The sequence below is a fragment of the Flavobacterium limicola genome (genome assembly GCF_003634755.1).
GTDB lineage: Bacteria > Bacteroidota > Bacteroidia > Flavobacteriales > Flavobacteriaceae > Flavobacterium > Flavobacterium limicola.
This window is the reverse complement of sequence record NZ_RBXA01000003.1, coordinates 546,289-566,892: the sequence shown is the minus strand read 5'-3', so window position 1 is coordinate 566,892 and position 20,604 is coordinate 546,289. Positions and strand designations below refer to the sequence as shown.

The 20,604-nt window shown below is 32.1% G+C and carries 21 protein-coding genes; 14 read left to right on the top strand and 7 right to left on the bottom strand.

Annotated features, from left to right (window positions below):
* Positions 1-67: 67 nt before the first annotated feature.
* Entirely contained in the window at positions 68-898 is an 831-nt protein-coding gene (locus BC952_RS12445; RefSeq protein ID WP_121365942.1) for a universal stress protein, read from the bottom strand.
* 177 nt (positions 899-1,075) lie between these two features.
* Between BC952_RS12445 and mnmE the strand changes: the two genes are divergently transcribed.
* The 4 genes from mnmE to BC952_RS12420 all read left to right on the top strand — a co-directional run bounded on the left by mnmE (position 1,076) and on the right by BC952_RS12420 (position 4,787).
* The gene (gene mnmE / locus BC952_RS12440; RefSeq protein WP_121365941.1) at positions 1,076-2,464 is read left to right on the top strand and encodes a tRNA uridine-5-carboxymethylaminomethyl(34) synthesis GTPase MnmE; all 1,389 of its coding nucleotides are present in this window, start codon (positions 1,076-1,078) and stop codon (positions 2,462-2,464) included.
* A gap of 910 nt (positions 2,465-3,374) precedes the next feature.
* Positions 3,375-4,130, top strand: a complete 756-nt coding sequence (locus BC952_RS12430; RefSeq protein WP_121365940.1) for a hypothetical protein — start codon at positions 3,375-3,377, stop codon at positions 4,128-4,130.
* 1 nt (position 4,131) lies between these two features.
* Entirely contained in the window at positions 4,132-4,527 is a 396-nt protein-coding gene (locus BC952_RS12425) for a DUF5675 family protein (protein ID WP_121365939.1), read from the top strand.
* A gap of 32 nt (positions 4,528-4,559) precedes the next feature.
* Positions 4,560-4,787: a hypothetical protein gene (locus tag BC952_RS12420; protein WP_121365938.1), complete on the top strand. Its 228-nt coding sequence runs from the start codon at positions 4,560-4,562 to the stop codon at positions 4,785-4,787.
* A 383-nt stretch (positions 4,788-5,170) separates the two neighbouring features.
* On the opposite strand, the gene BC952_RS12410 is transcribed toward BC952_RS12420, so the two are convergent.
* Complete coding sequence (locus BC952_RS12410; RefSeq protein ID WP_244200150.1) at positions 5,171-5,344, bottom strand: hypothetical protein; 174 nt, start codon at positions 5,342-5,344, stop codon at positions 5,171-5,173.
* Between the two features lie 676 nt (positions 5,345-6,020).
* Here BC952_RS12410 and BC952_RS14880 point away from each other — a divergent pair.
* From BC952_RS14880 to BC952_RS12400, 4 genes are all read left to right on the top strand, one after another.
* Positions 6,021-6,173 (top strand): hypothetical protein, encoded by a 153-nt coding sequence (locus BC952_RS14880; RefSeq protein ID WP_167445784.1) that lies wholly within the window; start codon positions 6,021-6,023, stop codon positions 6,171-6,173.
* The gene (locus BC952_RS15145) at positions 6,170-6,298 is read left to right on the top strand and encodes a hypothetical protein (protein WP_279629648.1); all 129 of its coding nucleotides are present in this window, start codon (positions 6,170-6,172) and stop codon (positions 6,296-6,298) included. The genes BC952_RS14880 and BC952_RS15145 overlap by 4 nt, the downstream gene beginning before the upstream one ends.
* Before the next feature lie 148 nt (positions 6,299-6,446).
* Entirely contained in the window at positions 6,447-7,097 is a 651-nt protein-coding gene (locus tag BC952_RS12405; RefSeq protein ID WP_121365935.1) for a GIY-YIG nuclease family protein, read from the top strand.
* Positions 7,098-7,531: 434 nt separating this feature from the next.
* Positions 7,532-7,795, top strand: a complete 264-nt coding sequence (locus BC952_RS12400) for a hypothetical protein (protein ID WP_121365934.1) — start codon at positions 7,532-7,534, stop codon at positions 7,793-7,795.
* 217 nt (positions 7,796-8,012) lie between these two features.
* Here BC952_RS12400 and BC952_RS12395 read toward each other — a convergent pair whose 3' ends face one another.
* On the bottom strand, positions 8,013-8,759 hold the full coding sequence (locus BC952_RS12395) for a hypothetical protein (RefSeq protein ID WP_121365933.1): 747 nt from the start codon (positions 8,757-8,759) through the stop codon (positions 8,013-8,015).
* Positions 8,760-8,848: 89 nt separating this feature from the next.
* On the opposite strand from BC952_RS12395, the gene BC952_RS12390 reads away from it, so the two are divergent.
* From BC952_RS12390 to BC952_RS12380, 3 genes are all read left to right on the top strand, one after another.
* Entirely contained in the window at positions 8,849-9,301 is a 453-nt protein-coding gene (locus BC952_RS12390; protein ID WP_121365932.1) for a helix-turn-helix domain-containing protein, read from the top strand.
* 749 nt (positions 9,302-10,050) lie between these two features.
* Positions 10,051-11,409, top strand: a complete 1,359-nt coding sequence (locus BC952_RS12385) for a hypothetical protein (RefSeq protein WP_121365931.1) — start codon at positions 10,051-10,053, stop codon at positions 11,407-11,409.
* Positions 11,410-11,691: 282 nt separating this feature from the next.
* Positions 11,692-12,051, top strand: a complete 360-nt coding sequence (locus BC952_RS12380; protein ID WP_121365930.1) for a hypothetical protein — start codon at positions 11,692-11,694, stop codon at positions 12,049-12,051.
* 238 nt (positions 12,052-12,289) lie between these two features.
* Here BC952_RS12380 and BC952_RS12375 read toward each other — a convergent pair whose 3' ends face one another.
* The 4 genes from BC952_RS12375 to BC952_RS12360 all read right to left on the bottom strand — a co-directional run bounded on the left by BC952_RS12375 (position 12,290) and on the right by BC952_RS12360 (position 16,085).
* Positions 12,290-13,444 (bottom strand): hypothetical protein, encoded by a 1,155-nt coding sequence (locus BC952_RS12375; protein ID WP_121365929.1) that lies wholly within the window; start codon positions 13,442-13,444, stop codon positions 12,290-12,292.
* A 178-nt stretch (positions 13,445-13,622) separates the two neighbouring features.
* Complete coding sequence (locus tag BC952_RS12370; RefSeq protein WP_121365928.1) at positions 13,623-15,167, bottom strand: hypothetical protein; 1,545 nt, start codon at positions 15,165-15,167, stop codon at positions 13,623-13,625.
* A gap of 166 nt (positions 15,168-15,333) precedes the next feature.
* Positions 15,334-15,585, bottom strand: a complete 252-nt coding sequence (locus BC952_RS12365; protein WP_121365927.1) for a hypothetical protein — start codon at positions 15,583-15,585, stop codon at positions 15,334-15,336.
* A gap of 104 nt (positions 15,586-15,689) precedes the next feature.
* Positions 15,690-16,085 (bottom strand): helix-turn-helix domain-containing protein, encoded by a 396-nt coding sequence (locus BC952_RS12360; RefSeq protein WP_121365926.1) that lies wholly within the window; start codon positions 16,083-16,085, stop codon positions 15,690-15,692.
* Positions 16,086-16,266: 181 nt separating this feature from the next.
* Between BC952_RS12360 and BC952_RS12355 the strand changes: the two genes are divergently transcribed.
* The 3 genes from BC952_RS12355 (at position 16,267) to BC952_RS12340 (ending at position 19,240) form a co-directional block, all read left to right on the top strand.
* Complete coding sequence (locus BC952_RS12355; RefSeq protein ID WP_121365925.1) at positions 16,267-16,827, top strand: hypothetical protein; 561 nt, start codon at positions 16,267-16,269, stop codon at positions 16,825-16,827.
* Between the two features lie 35 nt (positions 16,828-16,862).
* Positions 16,863-18,482, top strand: coding sequence for a hypothetical protein (locus tag BC952_RS12350; RefSeq protein WP_121365924.1), 1,620 nt, complete (start codon positions 16,863-16,865; stop codon positions 18,480-18,482).
* Between the two features lie 581 nt (positions 18,483-19,063).
* On the top strand, positions 19,064-19,240 hold the full coding sequence (locus BC952_RS12340) for a histone H1 (RefSeq protein ID WP_113637024.1): 177 nt from the start codon (positions 19,064-19,066) through the stop codon (positions 19,238-19,240).
* Positions 19,241-20,604 lie beyond the last annotated feature (1,364 nt).

Here is a 20,604-nt window from a genome sequence, read left to right as displayed (position 1 = left end):
TGCTTTTAAAGGATTCATTTACTACTAAATATTGAGAATTTTTCGAGTATTCAAATCGAAATTAATTTTATTCATGAATGGCAAGAATCGGTACATTGATGTGAAATGCTAATTTTTTTGAAAGACTAATTTCGAAAATTTTCTCAAAGAAATTTCTGTGATACACATGCATTGCTATCAAATTAATTTTATGCAAATCGATAAAATTTAAAATAATTCCTTCCACATCTTCTCCTTTGATATAGTGAAATGTAACTTCATTATTTTCTACTAATACCTTCCAATCTTCTCTAGTGTCGTCTTTAACTTCATGATGCGGAGACGCTACACGAAGGCAATCAATATGTGCTTTAAATATTTTGGACAAAGACAGAACTCTTACAAAAGAACCTGTATCCTCCGGTTTGTATTGTGTAATGAACAGTATTTTTTCGATAGGATGATATTTACAGTGCTCCGGTATTGCCAAAACTAATGCTTTGACATCATTCATAACTTTTGTGGCTATCGTACCGAAAAAAGTTTCTTTAAGACCAGTGGCGCCTTTGGTTCCCATAACTACGAAATCGAAATTTTCATTCTCGGTTATTTTTTTTATTTCTGGAACCAAATTTCCCAAAATCAAAACATGACTTATTTTGATGTGAGTTAAATTGTTTGCTTCCGCAATTTTTCTTAAAACAGGAACTTCATCTTTGTAATTCTCAAAATTACTAAGTTCAGTTACATCATAAATTTCATGTAAATACTCAGAAACATTAACATAATTGGCTTGAGGCAATTGGTAAACATGCATTGTAACTATTTCAGCATTAATCGATTCTGCCAATTTCAATGCGTAAATAAACGCGTTTTTGGAAACTTCTGAAAAGTCGGTAGGAAATAGAATTTTTTTCATAATACAGTTAAATTATTGCAAATCAATTATTTATATAAATTTACAAAACAAAAAACAAAATAGAATGATAATTATCAGTTTGGCTAATTTTTAACAAAAAATAAAGTTAATGGTTTAATAATCGAGTCTTAAAGCCATGTCTATTTTGCTTACTTTTGTATCAAATTGAATTTAAATATGATACCTCAAGATTCCATAGTGGCATTGGCAACTCCTTCGGGAGCTGGAGCTATAGCCGTAATTCGGATTTCCGGCCAAGATGCCATTACTATTGGAAATTCTGTTTTTAAATCCATCAAAAACAAAGAATTAACAACTCAAAAAACGCATACCTTACATTTAGGGCATATTATGGATGGCTCCAAAACTTTGGATGAAGTTCTGGTATCCATTTTCAAAGGGCCAAATTCCTATACAGGCGAAAACACGATTGAAATTTCGTGTCACGGTTCTACTTATATACAACAGCAAATTATTCAATTATTGCTTCGAAAAGGCTGTCGAATGGCTGATGCTGGTGAATTTACGTTAAGAGCATTTTTAAACGGAAAACTGGATTTGTCCCAAGCAGAAGCCGTTGCCGATTTAATTTCATCCGATAATGAAGCTTCACACCAAATTGCAATGCAACAAATGCGTGGTGGTTTCTCAAACGAAATAGCAAAATTAAGAGAAGAATTATTGAATTTTGCTTCACTAATCGAACTCGAATTAGACTTTGCCGAAGAAGATGTAGAATTTGCTGACCGAACTCAATTTCACGAATTATTGAACAGAATTGAATTCGTACTCAAACGATTAATCGATTCGTTTGCCGTAGGAAATGTGATTAAAAACGGAATTCCTGTAGCTATTGTGGGTGAACCTAATGTAGGGAAATCGACACTTTTGAATGCTTTATTGAATGAAGAGCGAGCTATAGTTTCGGAAATTGCCGGAACAACGCGTGACACTATTGAAGATGAATTAGTGATTGGCGGAATCGGATTTAGATTCATAGATACCGCTGGAATTAGGGAAACGGAAGATGTGGTGGAAAGCATCGGGATTCGCAAGACTTTTGAAAAAATTGAACAAGCGCAGGTTGTCGTTTTCCTATTTGACAGTTCCGAGTTTAAAGTATCAGGTTTAAAGTTAAAAATAGAACTGGAAAAAATTAAAAACCAATTTCCATTAAAGCCACTTGTGATTATTGGCAACAAAGCCGACAAACTCGAGGAAAGTGAAATTGTAAATCTAAAAGCTGAAATTCCAGAAATCTTATTAATTTCTGCAAAAGAAAAACTAGGTGTTGAGGAGTTAAAGAATCAATTACTTTCGTTTGTCAATACTGGAGCATTACGGAATAATGAAACAATCGTAACCAATACAAGACATTACGATTCTTTACTAAAAGCTTTGGATGAAATACAAAAAGTAAAATTTGGCCTTGAAACGAACTTGTCCTCCGATTTGATGTCATTAGATATTAAGGAAGCTTTGTATCAATTTGGAATGATTACGGGACAGGTTACTAATGACGAATTGTTAGGAAATATATTTGCTAATTTCTGCATCGGGAAGTAGTAGAACAAAGTATCACAAAATAACAACAAATAAACGAGTTATAATATTGACAAACAATATTATAACTCGTTTTTATTTATATTATCTTTTTGATATTGTGTGTTATTTTGATTCCATTTGTATCTCATTTGTACCTCAAAATCTGAGGTGCTAAGATTATTTTTTTTAGACAATTTATGACACACAGAGGCACACATAGTCACAGTGGGACACCTAAAGTCACATTTCTATGAGTTCAAACATTAAAATTACGCGCATCTGTGAGTTCTGCAAAAACGAGTTTACTACACGTAGAACAATAACGCGCTATTGTTCCTTGGGATGCAATAGCAAAGGTTACAAATCGATCGTAAGGCAGTCGAAGATCAAATAAAGTAATAAGCAGACAGAGATTGCCAAGAATCCTTACCTATACTAGTAAAAGTAACGGTTTCATTATCGGTAGCCAATTCATGCATTATCCATGCATTATCCATGCATTATCCATGCATTATCCATGCATTATCCATGCATTATGCATACACTATCTATGCTTTATCCATACACTGACCAAACAGTGTGACCCGTCCTAAAATAACTATATGACCCGTCTTGAAATAACTATACAAGTTATTAAATAAATCCTATCATAGCTATACAGATATAACCCTTAATCCTGAACTTACTATACAACGGGTTTTTCATAGATGAATTTTTTATTGTAATTCTTCCATTTTGACATGGGCAAAGTAGTAATTATAGGTCTTTATAGGCCTTTTTGGCCCTTTATGGACACTAGTGCTTTGATTTTCAATAAAATAGTTAAAGATTTGTACTGTAGATCCGCTTTTAGATGCATCGAAATTGGTTTTATAAGGTTTGAAAAAATGTACCTAACATTTTACACATTAACATTATAACAGATAAAATTATGGCCCAGCAAAAAGGTATAATTAAATTGAGAGGTACTATCGGGGATATTACTTTTTACAAGACTAAAGATGGTCACATGGCTAGAGAAAAAGGCGGTGTTGACGCCAAACGAATTGCCAGTGATCCTGCTTTTCAACGTACACGTGAAAATGGTTCTGAATTTGGACGAGCAGGTAAGGCAGGCAAAACCTTGCGAGCTTCGATAAGAACCTTACTTTTAAACTCTTCTGACAGTAGAATGGTCAGCCGCCTGACCCAGAGTATGATTAAAGTGATTCAAGCTGACATGACCAGTGTACGAGGTTTGCGAAACGTTATTGATGGAGAAGCTGAATTATTAGTCGGTTTTGAATTTAACATTAATGGAACACTTGGTTCCAGTTTGTTTGCCCCTTATGAGGGAACCATTGACCGTGCTACGGGTGCCATTACCGTCGTCCTTGCGCCTTTTGTACCTGCTACTATGATTGCTGCCCCTAGCGGGACAACACATTTTAAAATCATTTCGGCTGGAACTGAAATTGATTTTGAAGCAGAGACATTTGTCGAATCCCATACGGAAACGGCAGTATTACCATGGAATATGCTACCAACTGCAGTCATTACGCATAGCAATATGGTGACACCTAATAGCACTAAACCACTATTTTTGGTTGTGGGGTTGGAATTTTACCAAGAAGTCAATGGCAGCATGTATGCCTTAAAAAATGGCTCTTATAATCCATTGGCTTTGGTAACCGTTAGCGGATTATAGTATGGTTTTGGTATTAACCAGAACCTATTTTCCGAAAGGAACTAACGGAATACTTCGCTATACCGGTACCACAATCTGTGCTACTATTGAATTGCCATGGAGGGATAATCTTAGTGTAGTTTCTTGTATTCCTGAAGGTGAATATTTTATCGTAAAACGTTACAGTAAGCGATTTAGCTGGCATTTGGAAGTTGTAGATGTTACCAACAGGAGTTTAATTCTGTTTCATCCCGCCAATAATGCCCTAAAAGAATTACAGGGCTGCATTGCTCCGGTATTGCACCTAAAGGGTCCGGGATTAGGACTTGAATCCAGAAAAGCTTTTACAAAGCTTCGAAACGTGGTCTATCGTCAATTGGATGCGAAGGAAAGTGTTTTATTACTTGTACAATCATGATTCCTAAAGGGAATTGCTAAAAAACAAAAAATATGAATGTTATCAAACGAGTGAAAGCTCCTACCCCAAAATTTTTTAAAGTACTCCGTACTATTGGTCTCTCTTTGGCGGCAGTTGGCGGCAGTATCATTGCTGCTCCTATTATTCTACCGATCACCGTTGTCACTTTAGGTGGCTATCTCGCAGTTGTTGGCGGCGTACTATCGGCCGTTAGCCAGCTTACTACTGAGACTAATTTGAAACGCTATGCAATCGAGTAACAGTCCTTTAGTGGGGACTGCCAGTGGCACTTTATTGAGTGTAGTGCCAAACTTACATTCAGAAGACTTTTTGAAAACAATTTTGCTTGCTATTCTTGGAGCAATTGTAAGTTTTGTTATTTCGATACTGCTAAAAAAAACTGGTTCGAAAGCGAAAAGAATGAAATTAATTTCGTTCTGATTGCGCGTTATACATTAAAAGTCCAGGCCGGATGATGGTCTGGACTTTTTTTATTTTTTAGGACTCATTACTTCTATCCCGTATCCTTGTTCTCATTGCGTTATCGTTAGTTCACGAGTACTTGCACTACTTATTTTTAAATTCACGCATATCCTAAAATTTAAATTTACACCTACCTCAGTTTTGGCAGCAGTATATTGATTTATTCTAATTTTAAACCTGTGTATGAACAGCACTCTTCAATACTTATGAATTGATGCTCCTCTTTATTCAGTTGTCTTCTACTATCAATTAAAAGTAATCTTGCAAAACGATAACTTTTACCTGTAACCCGCTGAACATCTTTTGGGTACATACATACTGTTTTCTGTTCCATTTTCATTTGTTTTTTTAATTGGTTATGGACTTTAAACGAAGTAGTAAAAACTATTAACCCTACTTTGAAATACTACTATAAAACCGTTATTTACTTTGTAGTCCTCCTCAAAATTATAGGCAATGTTATTGCTATCCAACTGATAATCTATGGATATTCATAAATAATACTATGGAAATTCTGAAAATCGTACTTGTTTTTTTTGTAAAAAAAGTAATTCATTAACAGCAGTTTACCCTACGTTTGATGTGATTTCTTATACCATATTCCCAGTGAATTCTTCTAAGACAGCTACATGTCCGTTTAATTGATTTTTGTAAGAGCATAGTGCTCTAATTTATACTGTAACTAATGATGAAAAAGTATCTATTTCCAGTGTGTCTCTGCTTCGTAAATGCTGCTAGTGCGCAGCAGCCCAATTTTCACTACTAGCGGTAAAACAAGCATTTGCAACACGGCTATTAGATCAAGTTATCAAAAAATCTAATTGTATACCAAGAAGTAAACCTAACTTATTTTACTTGCGAGGTCAAAGGCGGGACACTTTGCCCAGACCGCACAACGAACACCAAGGATAGATGTGCGTAAATTTTTACTTTATATTTATAACATATTGTTATTTAAATAATTATAATCATTAACTTAGAGGAATATAAACCCTTACAAAAACAAAAAGATGGCAGATTTTAAGAGATCAGATTTGAAGTATAATTACAGTTGGACTGCAGCAAAAGAAAATGACAATGCTAAAATTACTGGATTTCCGGACAGTTATTTATTGGACCGTAATGAGGGCTATGAGATTTTACATATATCAACAGATATATGAAGTCTATAGACTGGAAATTAGAATCTTCCTTTCATAAAATTGAAAAAGCTATAAGAGTTGATCTACCAGGTACAGTAAGAGGTCACGCTTCTATTAAAAAATGGCTTTTTGAGAATGTTTCTTAACTATCATGACTTTTTATTTGCATATTGACTAAAGTAAAATCATCCTATTTTTGTAACTCCCAAATTTTTTTGATGCCTAAATTAAAAATTAAATCAAGGCGGATGCGAAAGTTAGTGAGATTGTACAGGTAGACCTTATGGACAACTTATGAAAATACAAAACCTCTATTGGGTAACAACTCCCTGTAATTCAGAAAACTGGTTTGCTATTGCAACTTCACAAAAAGAGGCTAGAAATTTGCATGACGATGGTGAAGGATTTGATCGTGGCTATTCAAAAGCAAGAGAAATCTGTTCAATGCCAAATGAAATTTTTAAAATCTATCATCCGGAAAAGGATAATTATTGGCCATCATTAGAATTGCTTGAAAAGCTTGGTTTTAATATTGCTGAACGAGAATTTCCAAGAATAGCTTCCTTTGATTCCAAGGTATATTATGAAGGTAGCGGTATGATAAAAATTATTGAATATCATACTTCAAAATTTCCTGGATTGTATGTCGTTAATATTTTAAATACAGATAAATATAAAGTTGGTTTTACAAAGAACTTAAGTGCCCGGTTAAGTGCTTTTAGGACCGCGATACCTTTCCCTATTCGATTAAAATTTTATATTATGACAGAATTTCATAAGGAGTTAGAGAAGGAACTACATTTATTTTTAATGCCAAATCTCACCCGTAGAGAATGGTTTTCACTTAATGAAGTTGAAATAAACGCATTGAAAGAAAAACTTAACGAATTGGATAAAAGCAAATTCCATTTTGTAGATTACACTGAAATGCCGTATGAGCGATAAATTGATATAACATAACAATTTTTAATAATAACTATACTGGTACTAGCGTACCAAGAAGTAAAACTAGCTTATTTTACTTGCGAGGTCAAAGGCGGGAGATTTTGCCTAGCACGTGCAACGAACACCACGCATAGCATGGGTATATCTTCAAGTTTTTGCTATCGCTCAGGTGTTATCCGTGCCCACAGCAATAAGCTATAAAGTTAACACACACAAAAAAGCTACAAGGAAATAATTCCTGTAGCTTTTTTATCAAATTGAAATTACTACTCTTTGTGAAGACGGTTTACAAATCCGCGCTATCGGGTTCAATGATAACTTAGGTTTATAACGTATAATTAAGTATATTTTATTACAAAATAATTAATCAACTTGCTTATATGAAGTTTTTTTCGTACTTTTGTAATATAAAATCATGAGACAAAAAACTTGTCTTGAACGTTCATCAACTTATTGTACTCTTAGCAGCCTTTTCTTATTTTAATCTAGGAATTGTATACTCATACAAATTTTTGAATCCTGAAGGACATCATAGCCCAACAGAACAATACCAGGCGGAAGCCAAAACAATGCATAATATTACTCTAAAACCTGAAATGAAGATGGAAAAACACGTTACAAACACAGAAACTGTAGCCGGTAACTTAAAACCTGCAACAATTACAACAGCTAAGAGTACAGTCGAAGTTCATACATAGTTTTCAAAATATCAAAGGCTGCCGAATGGCAGCCTTTTCTTTTTAAGATTAATATTATGAAATTTTAATTGAAATTTTATTTACTTTGACTTTGTCTCCATTTACTTCCCTGCAGATATTGAATTGCTCCATTGATTTAACATCTTGATTAATTAACATCTCTAACTTTATTATAAATGTAAATTTTTCTACTCAAATTTAAAATTTGATTATATATCTACCAAAACATATATTTCCCACTTTGTTTTTCATAAAGGTTTTTCTCGTTTTTAAATCCCATAGTCTTATTATATTGCTGATCAAAAATATCTCCAAATTCTGGAGATGTCTTCAAAGTATCCATATACTTTATTCTTTTATGAATGATTTGTTTTGTTAGAAAACCACCACAGATTTCTAATTCATCTGAACAAGTTATTTTACCATGGAGTTCTTCTCTTAATAATAGGAAATCAATAAATATTTGAGGATTGATTCCTTGTGCAATCATTGTTAAAATAAAAATCTCTAAGTCGTCATATTTAACCGCCCAAGGATAAATATCGTCCTCGTGGATATTTAATAGATGCGATAAATCATTTTGTACTAATCCAAATGAGTTAATGTTAACTATAATAGAGAAACAATTTTTTATTTTTGCTGTATCGATTGTTTCGATCTTTTTACCCCGATTATCTTGAATTACTAATGGCTTTTTTTCAAGTATAATGGTCTCAACGCGAAGTGTTTGTCCATAACCATAACCAATACTTTTTTTAAAATCGTCTTTAATTCTTGTAAAGGCTTTTTTAGGATTTCTAAAAGGTTCCCTAATATTGTATCCTTTTGCTTCAATTATAAGTGCGTTATCTTTCCAGATGATTAATATGTCATGCTCGCATCCACTGATATAATAACTTTCAACAACTTTTACTTCATCACCGAGAAATTTTTTAAATAAAGCTATTATATTATTTTCTAGCAATTTTCCTTTTACCTTTATATACTTATCTAGACTTTCGGGTAATTTTCTCCCTACTTTTCCTCGCCTATAGACATATCAAAAATAAGAGTATGTTCAAACAAAAATTTGATGCGCATATGAAAAAAAGCCAAGTACCTACTGTTGCAATCAAAACTATAAAAAAAGGGATACCAGACATCAATGAAGATACCGTTGCCTTACTTTTGAAACAACTGGAAAAATTTGAACGGGATAAAAAATTTCTGAAAAAAGATGTAACGTTGGGCACCCTCAGTAATGCTTTTGGCTGTAACAGTAAATATTTGTCACAAATCATTTATCATTACAGGGAGAAAAATTTCACAAAGTACATTAACGATCTTAAAGTGGACTATATCGTATCCTTATTGAAAACGGATAAAATGTTGCGAAATTATACTAATACAGCACTGGCTGAAGAGGCAGGTTTCAGTAGTACGCAACGATTTACCAATGCTTTCCGTTCTAACACTGAGATGCCACCAACCTTTTTTATTGAGGAGCTTAAAAAAGTGCCCTCCTGATTGTTGCCTTACAAAATTTTTGATCAAACCACATTGATATAACAGTCTAAAACGCTACTAATATGACACTTGTTAAATTAATACGATCAGAATGGTACTGATATTCCATAGCTCATTTTATAGTTGGTTTATGTCGATTCCTTATTTAACTCAAAAAAATATTAAATACGATCAATTCTTTGTTGATATAGCCATTTTATTGCCGTGCTACAGTAAAACCGCAATCAAATAGTATATTAAATGTTATTGGTAAATATAGTAACGACCTATTGATTACATTATCAAAAAATCCAAGTATACCAAGAAGTAAACCTAACTTACTTTACTCGAGAGGTCAAAAGCGGGAGACTTTGTCTGCCCCACGCAACGAACACCTCGAAGAGCTGGGTTAACACATAAAAAAAGCTAAAGAAAATAATTTCTGTAGCTTTTTTAATAAAATTGAAATTACGACTCTCAGTGAGGACGAATTATGATTAAAATTAGCAGGGAACTATTTAAACTAGAAAAATTACACAAAAAAACTAGCCATTATGGTTTCCCGTAACATACCAGAATTAAAAGAAGTTACTTTTGAACACACTGATAAAAACTAAAATATTTTCATCAGTGTTTTCGGTATTAATTTATATATTTGGAAAACAACAAATACTACAAAATAGAGACAATCGTCTCAATTAGGATGTATAAACGAAAGTTTGTTTCGCATATATAAGATTTGTAGGCAATTATTCAAAAAATAACCGAAAATGATAGACGAAAAGTTAATTATATATAAAACAAAAAAAATTTTCACACCAACTTCATCAGCAAAATTTACATTTGTAGAAAGAGAAGGAAAATTAAATAATCATTTTGTTGATGCCTTAAATACACCTGGAAAACAAATTGTATTATATGGACATTCAGGTTGTGGAAAAACAACACTGTTAACAAACAAAATAAGTCAAACATACGAAAACTCATATACAACAAGATGTATGGAAGGTATGACTTTTGAAAGCATAATACTTGACGGATTTGACCAGCTTTCAGGTTTGTATAATGAGAATAGTTCTTCTAAAACTTTTAAAATAGCTCCCGAATTGAACATAAGTTATGCAGACATTAAAGCAACTATAAAACTTGGAGATTATACAAAACAAAAAACAGAAACAACCAAACATATACTTCCTCCACAACTAACGCCTCAACGATTAGCAAAATTTTATGGTGCTTCAAATTCTTGTTGGATTTTAGAAGACTTTCATAAAATTAAAGGCTCAGACAGAACAAAAACTTCACAATTAATGAAAGTTTTTATGGATATGTCCGAAGAATATGAAGATTTAAAAATTATTGCTTTAGGAGCCGTTGGTACTGCACGTCAAGTTATTGAATACGATAGAGAAATGAATAATCGTGTCGCCGAAATTTTTATTCCTTATATGAAGCCTGATGAAATAGAAAGAATAATAGATACGGGGGAAGAACTTTTAAATTTAATATTTTCAAAGGAAGTTAAATCAAAGATTATTAAATACTCTTGTGGATTACCTTCAATTTGTCACCAACTTTGTTTAAATATTTGCTTCAACAAAAAAATATATGAAACTGTTAAAACTAAAGTATCAATAAATCTTGACGACTTGGATGAAGCAATATCAAAATTAGTTGAAGAAAAATCAGATACTCTTAAAGCTGAATTTGATAAAGCAATTAAAGTTGGAAATGGAACAAAAATTAATATGCCAAAAGTAATTTTAGAAAATTGTTTGGAGATAAATAAAGATGAATTTTCACATTCTGAGATATTCAATCAAATCAACAAAAGTCAAATAAATGAAGCTAATTTTTCAAAATTTCTTACAGAATTATGTTCTCCAACCAGAAGTGAAATTCTAATATATGATGAAAATTCTAACTTATATAGGTTTAATAATTTATTTTTAAAAGCATATGCTTATTTGAGGTTAAAGGAAGAAATTGTAAAAAATGAAAACGCAGAACTTGAAAATAAAAATTTGAAAGAAGCGAACATAATAAAGAAATTATTAGATATTATTGAAAATGATATTTACAATAAATTAGAAGATGATGAGGATTATTTTGTAATTGAGGATATATAACTGCTGGTAACAGCCACAACGGATTTGGGCATTTAGTTTAATGGAAAGTTGGTTTTGTATTTGAATGATTTGGCAAATCCGAATAATGAGCTTAATTTAGTCCCAAACCAATTGTAGCAAGGAAACGTCAGACTGTCTAAAAACATAATGTGGAGAATTACATATTCGGACTCCTATCTTTGAAAAATCTCAAATAGACAATTCTCAGAAGGTTATTTTAGGTTACTAGACACACTAACGTTAGTAGCAAGGCTAGGAACTAACTGCTGAAATTTAAAATATATGAAAAAAATTACATTATCTATTTTTCTCTTTTTTGTTTTCGGTTGTGCCGCCAAAAAACATGGAAATATTCATTTAAAAGAATACGTTTTTATATTAAATGAAAACGATGCCTCTAAGTTTTATTTTATTAAAACTGTAAAAGATGCTTACAATGAAGGAGCTTTCGTAAATTCTCCAATAGTTGCGATTGATGGTATTGTTTTAGAGTATAAAAAAGATTTGGACACGATAGTTTTACCTTTGAAAAAACACGAAATTACAAATGTGCAATTGCTTCATAAAAACAGTAGTTCGGCAATTTATGGAAAGCGAAAAAATAATGGTGCGATAATAATAAATACTATAAATTTAAAGTAAAGCCCCAGATCGCGCGGATATATCTTCGAGTTCGATAGTGTGGATTTGCAATCCGTGCCCGCAACAATATGCCATAAAGTTAACACACAAAAGAAGCTACAAGAAAACAATTCCTATAGCTTTTTTTATAAAATTGAAATTACTAATCTTTATGGGACGGATTACAAATCCGCGATATCGGGTTCGTAGCCTGTGATTAGAATTACTAGCTCCTGTTTCAAAATAAACTTTATTTTAATTAATCAATTTGCCCATTTTTAATAAGATAATTGATTGTATTTGTTACTATTTTATTTGACAAACCAAGTTCCTCGGCAATAATTTTATGTATTCCTGTTTGCCATGGTTGCTCAGGAAGCCTCTCTTTTATAAGCAAAATGGTTTTATAATCTAATCTTTTTTTTGGTGTTGGTATTACCGAATTTTCTTTTGCACTTAAATATTCAACTCTTATTTTTCCCCTATCAACTTCTTTCTTTAGGATTGTTCCATAACTAGAAATTTGGGCTGCACTTCCTGAGATGGCGATTTTAAATTTCTTATCACTTTCGTTAATGCGGTTGTCTAAAATATTTGTAAACATGCACAATTGATCTCCTGCCCAAAATTCATAATTACTATCAAAAATATTAGGTTGGCCTTTTATTATTTCAACTATTATTAAACTTTTAGCTTCAGGCTTAATTTTGGTTTTACTTGTTGAAAAATTGACTTGCAATCTTTTCTTTAACTTATCATTCAAAATTTCAGCAAAATTTTTAAAATCTTCGAAACAGTTTGCTAAATATGATTCATCAACAGAAATTCGACTTGATCCGCAATTGTATTTGTCTCTATATTGCTGGTCGGTTTTTCCTAGTCTATGTACTAAAAGATGTCTTCTTTGATGATATTCTTCCATTTTTTTCTTTCCGGGAGAAATATCTGCTAGATTAATTTGAAAGTGTTCTTTGTAATATTTAATTATCTCATTAAATCCACCACTACTTAGTTTTCTAGTTTCTTTATTGATAATTTTATCAAATATATCAGCAGGTGACTTCATTGACAATAGTTCCGCTTGAGAAAACTCTGGTTTGGAATTTTGCCTTTTAAACGGTTCTTTTGTTTGAATAAAAACATCTCTTAATTGATCGACAAGATATACTTCTAAAGCAGACACAAAACGAACAAATGTAATTTCAAACAGATTCTTCTGATTTTCACTTATTCCAGGGCCTTTAATTTTATAATAACTAGGTGGTTTTTCTGTAAATCCTAACTCAGCCATACTTTCCTTTTCTTTTCTACATTTGAAAAGCAAATAATCCGTTTGCTCGTAAGAATAGAGGGTGGCTTTATAAAATCGGACAAGAACATGTAATTCTCGATTGAATTGTAAGTAGGAACTCATATATTATATTTTTACTGGATAAAAATAACGAAAATAACTTTATGCCTTTTAGCTCATCCATTAACATCTTCCAATTCTGTACTGTAAAATTGATTTTATACTATTATTCAAAATAGAGACCTCTAACGTTACATAATTCGAACCTTTTACTAATGCAATATTCTAAAGGGTAGCTCCATTACATCTTCAATAAAATATGATAAATCGTAACAATCACTTTTTCACGAGTGTGGATTGTCTTCAAGATCCTTTGATTTGCATAATTTGGCTCTAAGTTTTCGAAACTTTGTTTAAGATTCTGAAATCTTACTTCATCATTTATAAACGAAACATATTTTTCGTAAAATTCTTGAAAAGTATCATTTGCGATGTCGCAATATGAAATAAGAAATTTCGTTTTTAACCCTTTGTTATCATAATTTATTTCAAGTTTACTTATGTGATCCTGAATATAATTTTTATTTAGGTACTTTAGATTCAAAGCTTCAATAATAACCTGTATCCGGTTACTATCTATAACAATTCCATCAATTGATCCTGGTCTAATTCCAGTTGCAGAAACTCCACTTTGTGATTGATCTTTTGTTTTGTAATTAATTTCTAAAAGATCCAAAATTTGTTTGGTTCTAGCATTTTCATCTGCCTTCCAAAAAATTCTATTTTCTTGCATTTTACTACAAGCGTACAATATATCTAGATATAAATTATTTTTTTTATTTTGAATTGACTGTAAAGTGGGTTCGATCTCTTTTATAAAATCAATTTCATCAGAAAACCAACTCTTTAAAATATTTCTGTAACTACTATTTGGTTCTTTAATGTCATTTTGATATCCTTCTTTTAACTTTAGTTTTCTTTTATGAAGGACTATTTCCAATTTGTAATTTTCTAAATCATTTAATTTTCCTTCCTCATATAATTTTAATGAGTTTATTTCAGTAACGATTTCATTAGTTAGATTACAAAGTAATTTTATAAGATTACTTTTTGTTTTAGGAGATGCAATCGCTAATCCTGAATATTTGTTATATCTAGTTTTCTCAATTATTGGAAGTGTTTTTGAAAATTTTTCTTTAAGACCTTTGAAGATACTAATATCAAATGGAAATGTCTTAAACCATTTATCATATATTGCTAAAAGAACATTAAAATCGGTACTTTGCTTTTTTTTACTTGTACTTAGATAGTAGCTATTAACATGATCCAGAATTATTTGCTTCTTTTTTACGTGTTTTTTTTCATCCAAGCCTTTCAGCATTTCTTTTACACGATTAAGATAAGAACCCAAAAATAAAGGTTCTCCATAATCTACAGGAAAACTTCCAAATGTATCAATAACATGGCTTAAATAATCTGTAATTTCTTGTTCCCACTCTGGTTCATCAACGAATTTTTGTATAAAGTCCCAAGTAAAATAGATTTTATCCGCAGTTAGTTTTGCAACGTCATTAAAGTCATTTTTATTGAACCATTTTTCATTGATTAAGCTTTTGTGAAAATCACAGCAAAAGGGAAAATTTTTAAGTCTGCTTTCAAGTCCTTTTAAGTCAATTAGATGATTTTTTTTACAAGACTTGCAATTTTTTAAATTATGATTTTCATTTTCGATTCTTTTGAAATCAGTTGGTCGCGAGAAGGAGCTTCCAGTAAAATAGTACATTGTGGAGTCACAAATTGAAATTCCCTCTATTTTATCGACAAAAAAAATACTATTATGTAACATGTTTGCTTGTTTATATTCTTAGTTATCTATAAAATTTTACAAATATTTGATTTGAGAAAAAATATTTTATGCTAAGATATGAGATTTTTTGTATGAAATATTTTTAGCACATTTTTATACAGTTTTGGAAGTATTAAAAGATACCAATTCGTTCAGCAATTATTGATTAAGTATTTAATAAGGTTATTGTGTCAGTTAGATTATTGACAAAAATATAATCCAATACAAAATCTTTCGCTTCTTTTTTATTCTCAGAGGAAGTAGAAAATGAGTTAAGATAAAAGTCTTCATTTTCATCTGCAATGTGAATGATTTCTGTATACCCTTTAGTAATTAATGCGCCTTTTAATTTCAATACTTTAAGTTCATTGTTGATGCCAATTTCCTTTTTCACACGGAGTTTAATAGTTTTATCCATCTTGTTGATTTCTTATTAATATTGAACAATAAAACATAAATACTCTAAACAAAAAAGAGACCCTGTTGAGTCTCTTTTTGGAATTAATTTGTCATCTATAAAGGCTATTTCCCTTTTAGTAATTTTTCCAAATACTCAACCTTGTCTTTTTCAGCCTGAACTAATCGTTCGTACAATTCAACTACTTTATCAAGTGGATTAAAATTGGGCTGAATATTAATTGCATTAATTGTTGAACTATCATGACTAGTAAAAGTATTATTGATAACATTTAATACTGTTTCATCACTATAATTCTTAATTGCCTCGGCAGATACTCCCAAAACTTCAGCAATCGCTATTAGTTTTTCATCGTCAACTATTTCACTTCCTTCAATATTAGAAACAGATTGCTGGCTTACACCAATTGCATTAGCCAATGCTTCTTGTTTCATTCCTCTAAGCTCTCTAATCCGGCTGATATTTCTGCCAATATGTTTTGGTTTTGTTGCTGTGTTCATAGCTCAAAGATATTTAAAATTCTTTAAAAAAATAGGTCTTGGTAAAAAACAAGCTTGCGTTTGTGAGATACAACTCCCACTAGTTTGGTACGGTACAATCTATTGCTTACTTGCTGGTGTATTAATCAAAAATACAATTTTTCGGATAAATACTAACTAAAAAAGCAAATATTATCTACATATGAAAAAGAATAAAATATCCTTCGAAACAAGATTTTGGGCAGGGTTTGTGGCAGGAAATCCATTTGAGGCATTTGACGTCATTTTTGACTTTGCACATCTTGATTATTATAAACAGAATTTAAGTCAAGCTGTACTTCACTGCTATAAGACAAAAGTCTACAAGCAGGATGCTCCTTGCAATGCTTTTGTCTTTTATACTGCTATATGCTCTTTTCTCAAAGTCTGTTACTGCCTGAAGAGGAAAGACAAGAAATGGAAAGTGAAAGAGTCTTCCCGCTCCGAAACGGTATTTCATCTTTCTTCCCTGACCAAAGAAGAATACGACAATCCTTTTTTGGTGCTTCAAAGTGCATTTGAAGAGAGAACACTTCAACAGTTTGAATTTTTCTTAAGTGAAATCACAGAGCTTTCATTGTCTCCATATTATGTAGATCCTGACTCCGACCTTACGACACCTTATATTCATTTAATCAAAATGCTCGATGCAGCGGAACTGATGAAAGAAAGAGGCGTTGAGAGAATAAAGAAAAACGAACAGGTTGAACCTTCAGCGGAATAAATTATCCTTTATGTAATCTTCAAAAACATAGTATTATGAAAACTCTAGAAAAACTTTCATTTCCAAAACTCGAAAACGAGTTTTTAGAAAATATCTTGAGACAATTGGTTAATCAGTATGCTGTCATTCAGATCTTTTTTACCAGAGAACCCTCTCGCCTTTTTTCACAACTGATAATCCATATCGACAAAAACAGTGATGCGGAACAATTGCAACTAAATAAATGGGTACAGAAAGTTAGAAATCGTGATCAGATCGCTGTCTATTTCATCTATTCTGCAAAGCTTCATCATCGATTTTCTTTGGAGCAACCCTTTATTGAGCTATACTGCCAGCCCTCGGCTCTTATCTACCAAAATTCAGCTGCTGTAAATCCGCTGACTATCACAACAGACTGGAAGAAATACAAGAAGCACTATAGTGTTTTTCAAGAGCGTTTTTATCACGATCATGAGCTTCATAACACACAAGTCCATAATCTTATTTCAGAAGGTTGTTCCAACAGTGTTTTTACATCCTATGCAAGATTGATTGCCTATGATCTTGACTATTTAGAAGAACTGTATTTAGGAAATAAGTCTGCTTCGCTACCTTTAGATGAAAGAATTAACAGTCTTATAGCATACCTTCCTGATATTCAAAAATACTTTGTGAGAAACAGCCACAGCAAATATTATCTTACTGATTTATTTATAAAAGCAAAAGAAGCTTCGATCAATGATGATGAGCCAATACATAAAGACGAACTCTACGAAGCCGTTGGAATTGCCGAACACAGTCTTTATCGTCTTATCGAAGAACGGTTTGACGAATTAAAGAAGCTGCTGAAAAATGGGCTGTATAAAAAGCACGAAGTTTCCTGTCCTATTGCTAACGAACTGAAAGATGAAATTCTCGATATTGCTGTGGAAACCATATTAAAATCAGTCGAAGCCGAACAGATCTATTTGTATCATCAAATTACCTATGGTGAAAAAATGACCTACTATTTGATGCTTATAGCTAACGGTTCGGGTAATGACAAATTAAGAGTATTAACCCAATCCCTAAAAAGCAAAACCGGCGGGAAATATGATTTTGTTTTGATATGTCACAGCCGTAATTGGATACAAACGAATTTGTACCAGCATCAAAGTTTCTTTGCTACCATTATTCAAGGGAAGTACCTGATGTACTCCTCCAGCCAATATCATCCAGAATTTCATTGGGAGGTGCCTCACCATCGGTATCATGCTGATCTGTATTTTTATTACAAGCCCACCACAGCTATTGCTTTTCAATTTTTCACGATAGCTAATACTACTAAAGAAAACTATCAAGGTTTAGAATACTTCTTTGCATTATTTTTTCTGTCCTTCTGCAGGACTTATATTTTTGTAAAAACGTACTACCTGCCCAATTATCTGTCCAGTCAGGCATTATGGGAGCTGTGCATTTACGCTGATCCCGCTATACGCAAATATAATTATATGATAGAACAGTTCTGGACGGATTTCTTTCCGTATTTAGATAAGCATATGACCCTTCAGCATAAGTTATCAAAGCTCAACAAAGAAGAGGTCGATCAGATGAGAGTCATTGTTGAAAAACTGATGCATGAATTACACCATTTGGTTATTGAAGACGGCTTATTATTACCCTTTGAACACCATTGATACACCGTTGTTAACAAAAATAATTAATCAGTTTGAAAATCAAGATCATGGCAATAGATGTATTGAAAAGCTAAAAAATATTAAAAAAACAACCTATTCCCTACCTGTTATACAGGAGAACGAAGATTTTGCAAATGAATCTGTAGCCTATTTTTATATTGAGAAAAGCTACTAGGCGCTTAAGAAGATCCAAAATAACCTGAAAGTCCAGCTGTATTACATTGAAAAATCACTTAAAATAGTTTCCTCTCTTTTATAACAATTGGAAAAATTTGAAAGAGATAAAAAATTTTTAGAAAAAGATTTAACATTGGGAAAACTTAGCACTGCTTTTGGCTCTACTGGTACATATCTGTCGCAGATCATTTACCACTGCTTTTCTTTCAAGAGCTGGGATGCCCCACTCCTTTTTTATTGAGCAACTAAAGGAAGGCAATACGTAATTTATTTAGCATCTTGTAAAAATCTGTTTTTGCCCACTAAAAAAAATATTGATGGTAAACTAGCAAGTTTAACATGAAAACATGCTGGCATAAAAAGCAAAATTTTATTTTTGTGTCCTAATTTAATACAATACTATTATGAAAGATTTAGTTGCAAAAATCAACGCTGAATTCGAAACATTCAAAACAGAATCAGAATCACTAACTGAGAAAGGTGTTAAAGCTGCTGGAGCGAGAGCCCGTAAATCAACTTTGGAGCTGGAAAAACTATTAAAAGAGTTTAGAAAAGTTTCTATAGAAGAATCGAAAAAATAAGTTCTTATTCAATGATTAGCCCTCTGGATTTTCTGGAGGGTTTTTTATTATCCGCTACTTTACCTGGCCAACGTATTGCAACATGCCCTATTCTTTTGAATTATCATGATACTGCCTACTCCTGCATCTATTGTACGATGGCTATTTCTTGGTTGAATTTTTTACTATGATTTGCCTCTATTATTCTACCGCTCTCCTTGCGGCTAGGATTAATTTTGGATTAGTAAACTGGTAACCTATCCAATAGCTAAAGTCAGAAATTAACTATTTATGCCCATCGTAAAACGACAGGTTAAAAAATAGTTAATTTACTTATTATCAATATTTTACTATCTAATTAGTTGTATCTTTGAGTGTGATTTTGATTAATCACTTGAGTAAAACCATCTGAAAAGAGAAGCTTATTCAAATAGTCATTTCTTACTTAACGGTATGAGTTGATTAATGGTCAATCAGAATCTACAATCGGAGGCCCTTTAAAAAGGCCTCCTTTTTTTAGGATTAATGTTTTCCCTTTTCATGACTTTTCTTCGTTCACAATTAGTTTCAAAGAATTGATGTAATCTGTATCAAATTCAATCACTCTTATTTTGTTTGGCTTAAAACTCATCATCCTTCAAACTCCCCTTCGACTACCAAAAAATCGATCAGCAATTATTCCTCATTCTGTTTTATAAGTTTCATCCGATAAATTGCTTTATCTAAGTGTGTTGCTATTATAAAAATTTCATATTTACTTTCAAAAAAATGTATAATTGAAGGCAAATCACCCGGGAGAATCCGCTCAGGAGTTTATGTGCTGATCGGACATGAGGAAGGCCCTCGTTCCAGCTGAGGTGTTTTCATGACTGTAAATGAGCTTGAGTTGGAGTTACCCTATCAGCACTTGTATCTGGTCTGATTTCAAAATTAAAAGACTTGCAAACTTATAAAATAGCTCCGATTCCTCTAATTTTAACTTCTTAAAATAAAAGCAGAGTATTTTTGAAGCATAACCTATTTTAAAAATAATTTAACATACTACGCACGTAAATTCCTTATCTTTAATACTTTATATTTTTAGTTTGCTTTAAGAATAAAAAGAAAATTAACCCATTACTATTTTGAAAACAACAGGTCAGACAGCAACAGCAAAAAAAATCATCCATAAACGAAGCAATCTCAAAGGAAGAATAAACGAGATAACTAGCGGGTTGAATACTGACAGAATTGACTGTGTCTGGTACTTCAAAAGTTATGGTGGTTTTTATATATGGAGAGTACCATAAAAAAATTAATTTACTTAAAATCAAGGACATGAAACCATTACTTTATATCATCAGTTTAGTAGGAATCGCATCACTGTTGACGGCCTGTTCGGCGGG

Bases quoted from the DNA above. Each gene is read 5' to 3' on its own strand.
- BC952_RS12405 (WP_121365935.1), top strand. From the start codon at position 6,447: ATGAAAATACAAAACCTCTATTGGGTAACAACTCCCTGTAATTCAGAA.
- BC952_RS15145 (WP_279629648.1), top strand. From the start codon at position 6,170: ATGAAGTCTATAGACTGGAAATTAGAATCTTCCTTTCATAAAATTGAA.
- BC952_RS12385 (WP_121365931.1), top strand. From the start codon at position 10,051: ATGATAGACGAAAAGTTAATTATATATAAAACAAAAAAAATTTTCACA.
- BC952_RS12430 (WP_121365940.1), top strand. From the start codon at position 3,375: ATGGCCCAGCAAAAAGGTATAATTAAATTGAGAGGTACTATCGGGGAT.
- BC952_RS12445 (WP_121365942.1), bottom strand. From the start codon at position 898: ATGAAAAAAATTCTATTTCCTACCGACTTTTCAGAAGTTTCCAAAAAC.
- BC952_RS12355 (WP_121365925.1), top strand. From the start codon at position 16,267: ATGAAAAAGAATAAAATATCCTTCGAAACAAGATTTTGGGCAGGGTTT.
- mnmE (WP_121365941.1), top strand. From the start codon at position 1,076: ATGATACCTCAAGATTCCATAGTGGCATTGGCAACTCCTTCGGGAGCT.
- BC952_RS12375 (WP_121365929.1), bottom strand. From the start codon at position 13,444: ATGAGTTCCTACTTACAATTCAATCGAGAATTACATGTTCTTGTCCGA.
- BC952_RS12350 (WP_121365924.1), top strand. From the start codon at position 16,863: ATGAAAACTCTAGAAAAACTTTCATTTCCAAAACTCGAAAACGAGTTT.
- BC952_RS12340 (WP_113637024.1), top strand. From the start codon at position 19,064: ATGAAAGATTTAGTTGCAAAAATCAACGCTGAATTCGAAACATTCAAA.
- BC952_RS12365 (WP_121365927.1), bottom strand. From the start codon at position 15,585: ATGGATAAAACTATTAAACTCCGTGTGAAAAAGGAAATTGGCATCAAC.
- BC952_RS12360 (WP_121365926.1), bottom strand. From the start codon at position 16,085: ATGAACACAGCAACAAAACCAAAACATATTGGCAGAAATATCAGCCGG.
- BC952_RS12425 (WP_121365939.1), top strand. From the start codon at position 4,132: ATGGTTTTGGTATTAACCAGAACCTATTTTCCGAAAGGAACTAACGGA.
- BC952_RS12370 (WP_121365928.1), bottom strand. From the start codon at position 15,167: ATGTTACATAATAGTATTTTTTTTGTCGATAAAATAGAGGGAATTTCA.
- BC952_RS12380 (WP_121365930.1), top strand. From the start codon at position 11,692: ATGAAAAAAATTACATTATCTATTTTTCTCTTTTTTGTTTTCGGTTGT.
- BC952_RS12410 (WP_244200150.1), bottom strand. From the start codon at position 5,344: ATGGAACAGAAAACAGTATGTATGTACCCAAAAGATGTTCAGCGGGTT.
- BC952_RS12420 (WP_121365938.1), top strand. From the start codon at position 4,560: ATGAATGTTATCAAACGAGTGAAAGCTCCTACCCCAAAATTTTTTAAA.
- BC952_RS12390 (WP_121365932.1), top strand. From the start codon at position 8,849: ATGTTCAAACAAAAATTTGATGCGCATATGAAAAAAAGCCAAGTACCT.
- BC952_RS14880 (WP_167445784.1), top strand. From the start codon at position 6,021: ATGGCAGATTTTAAGAGATCAGATTTGAAGTATAATTACAGTTGGACT.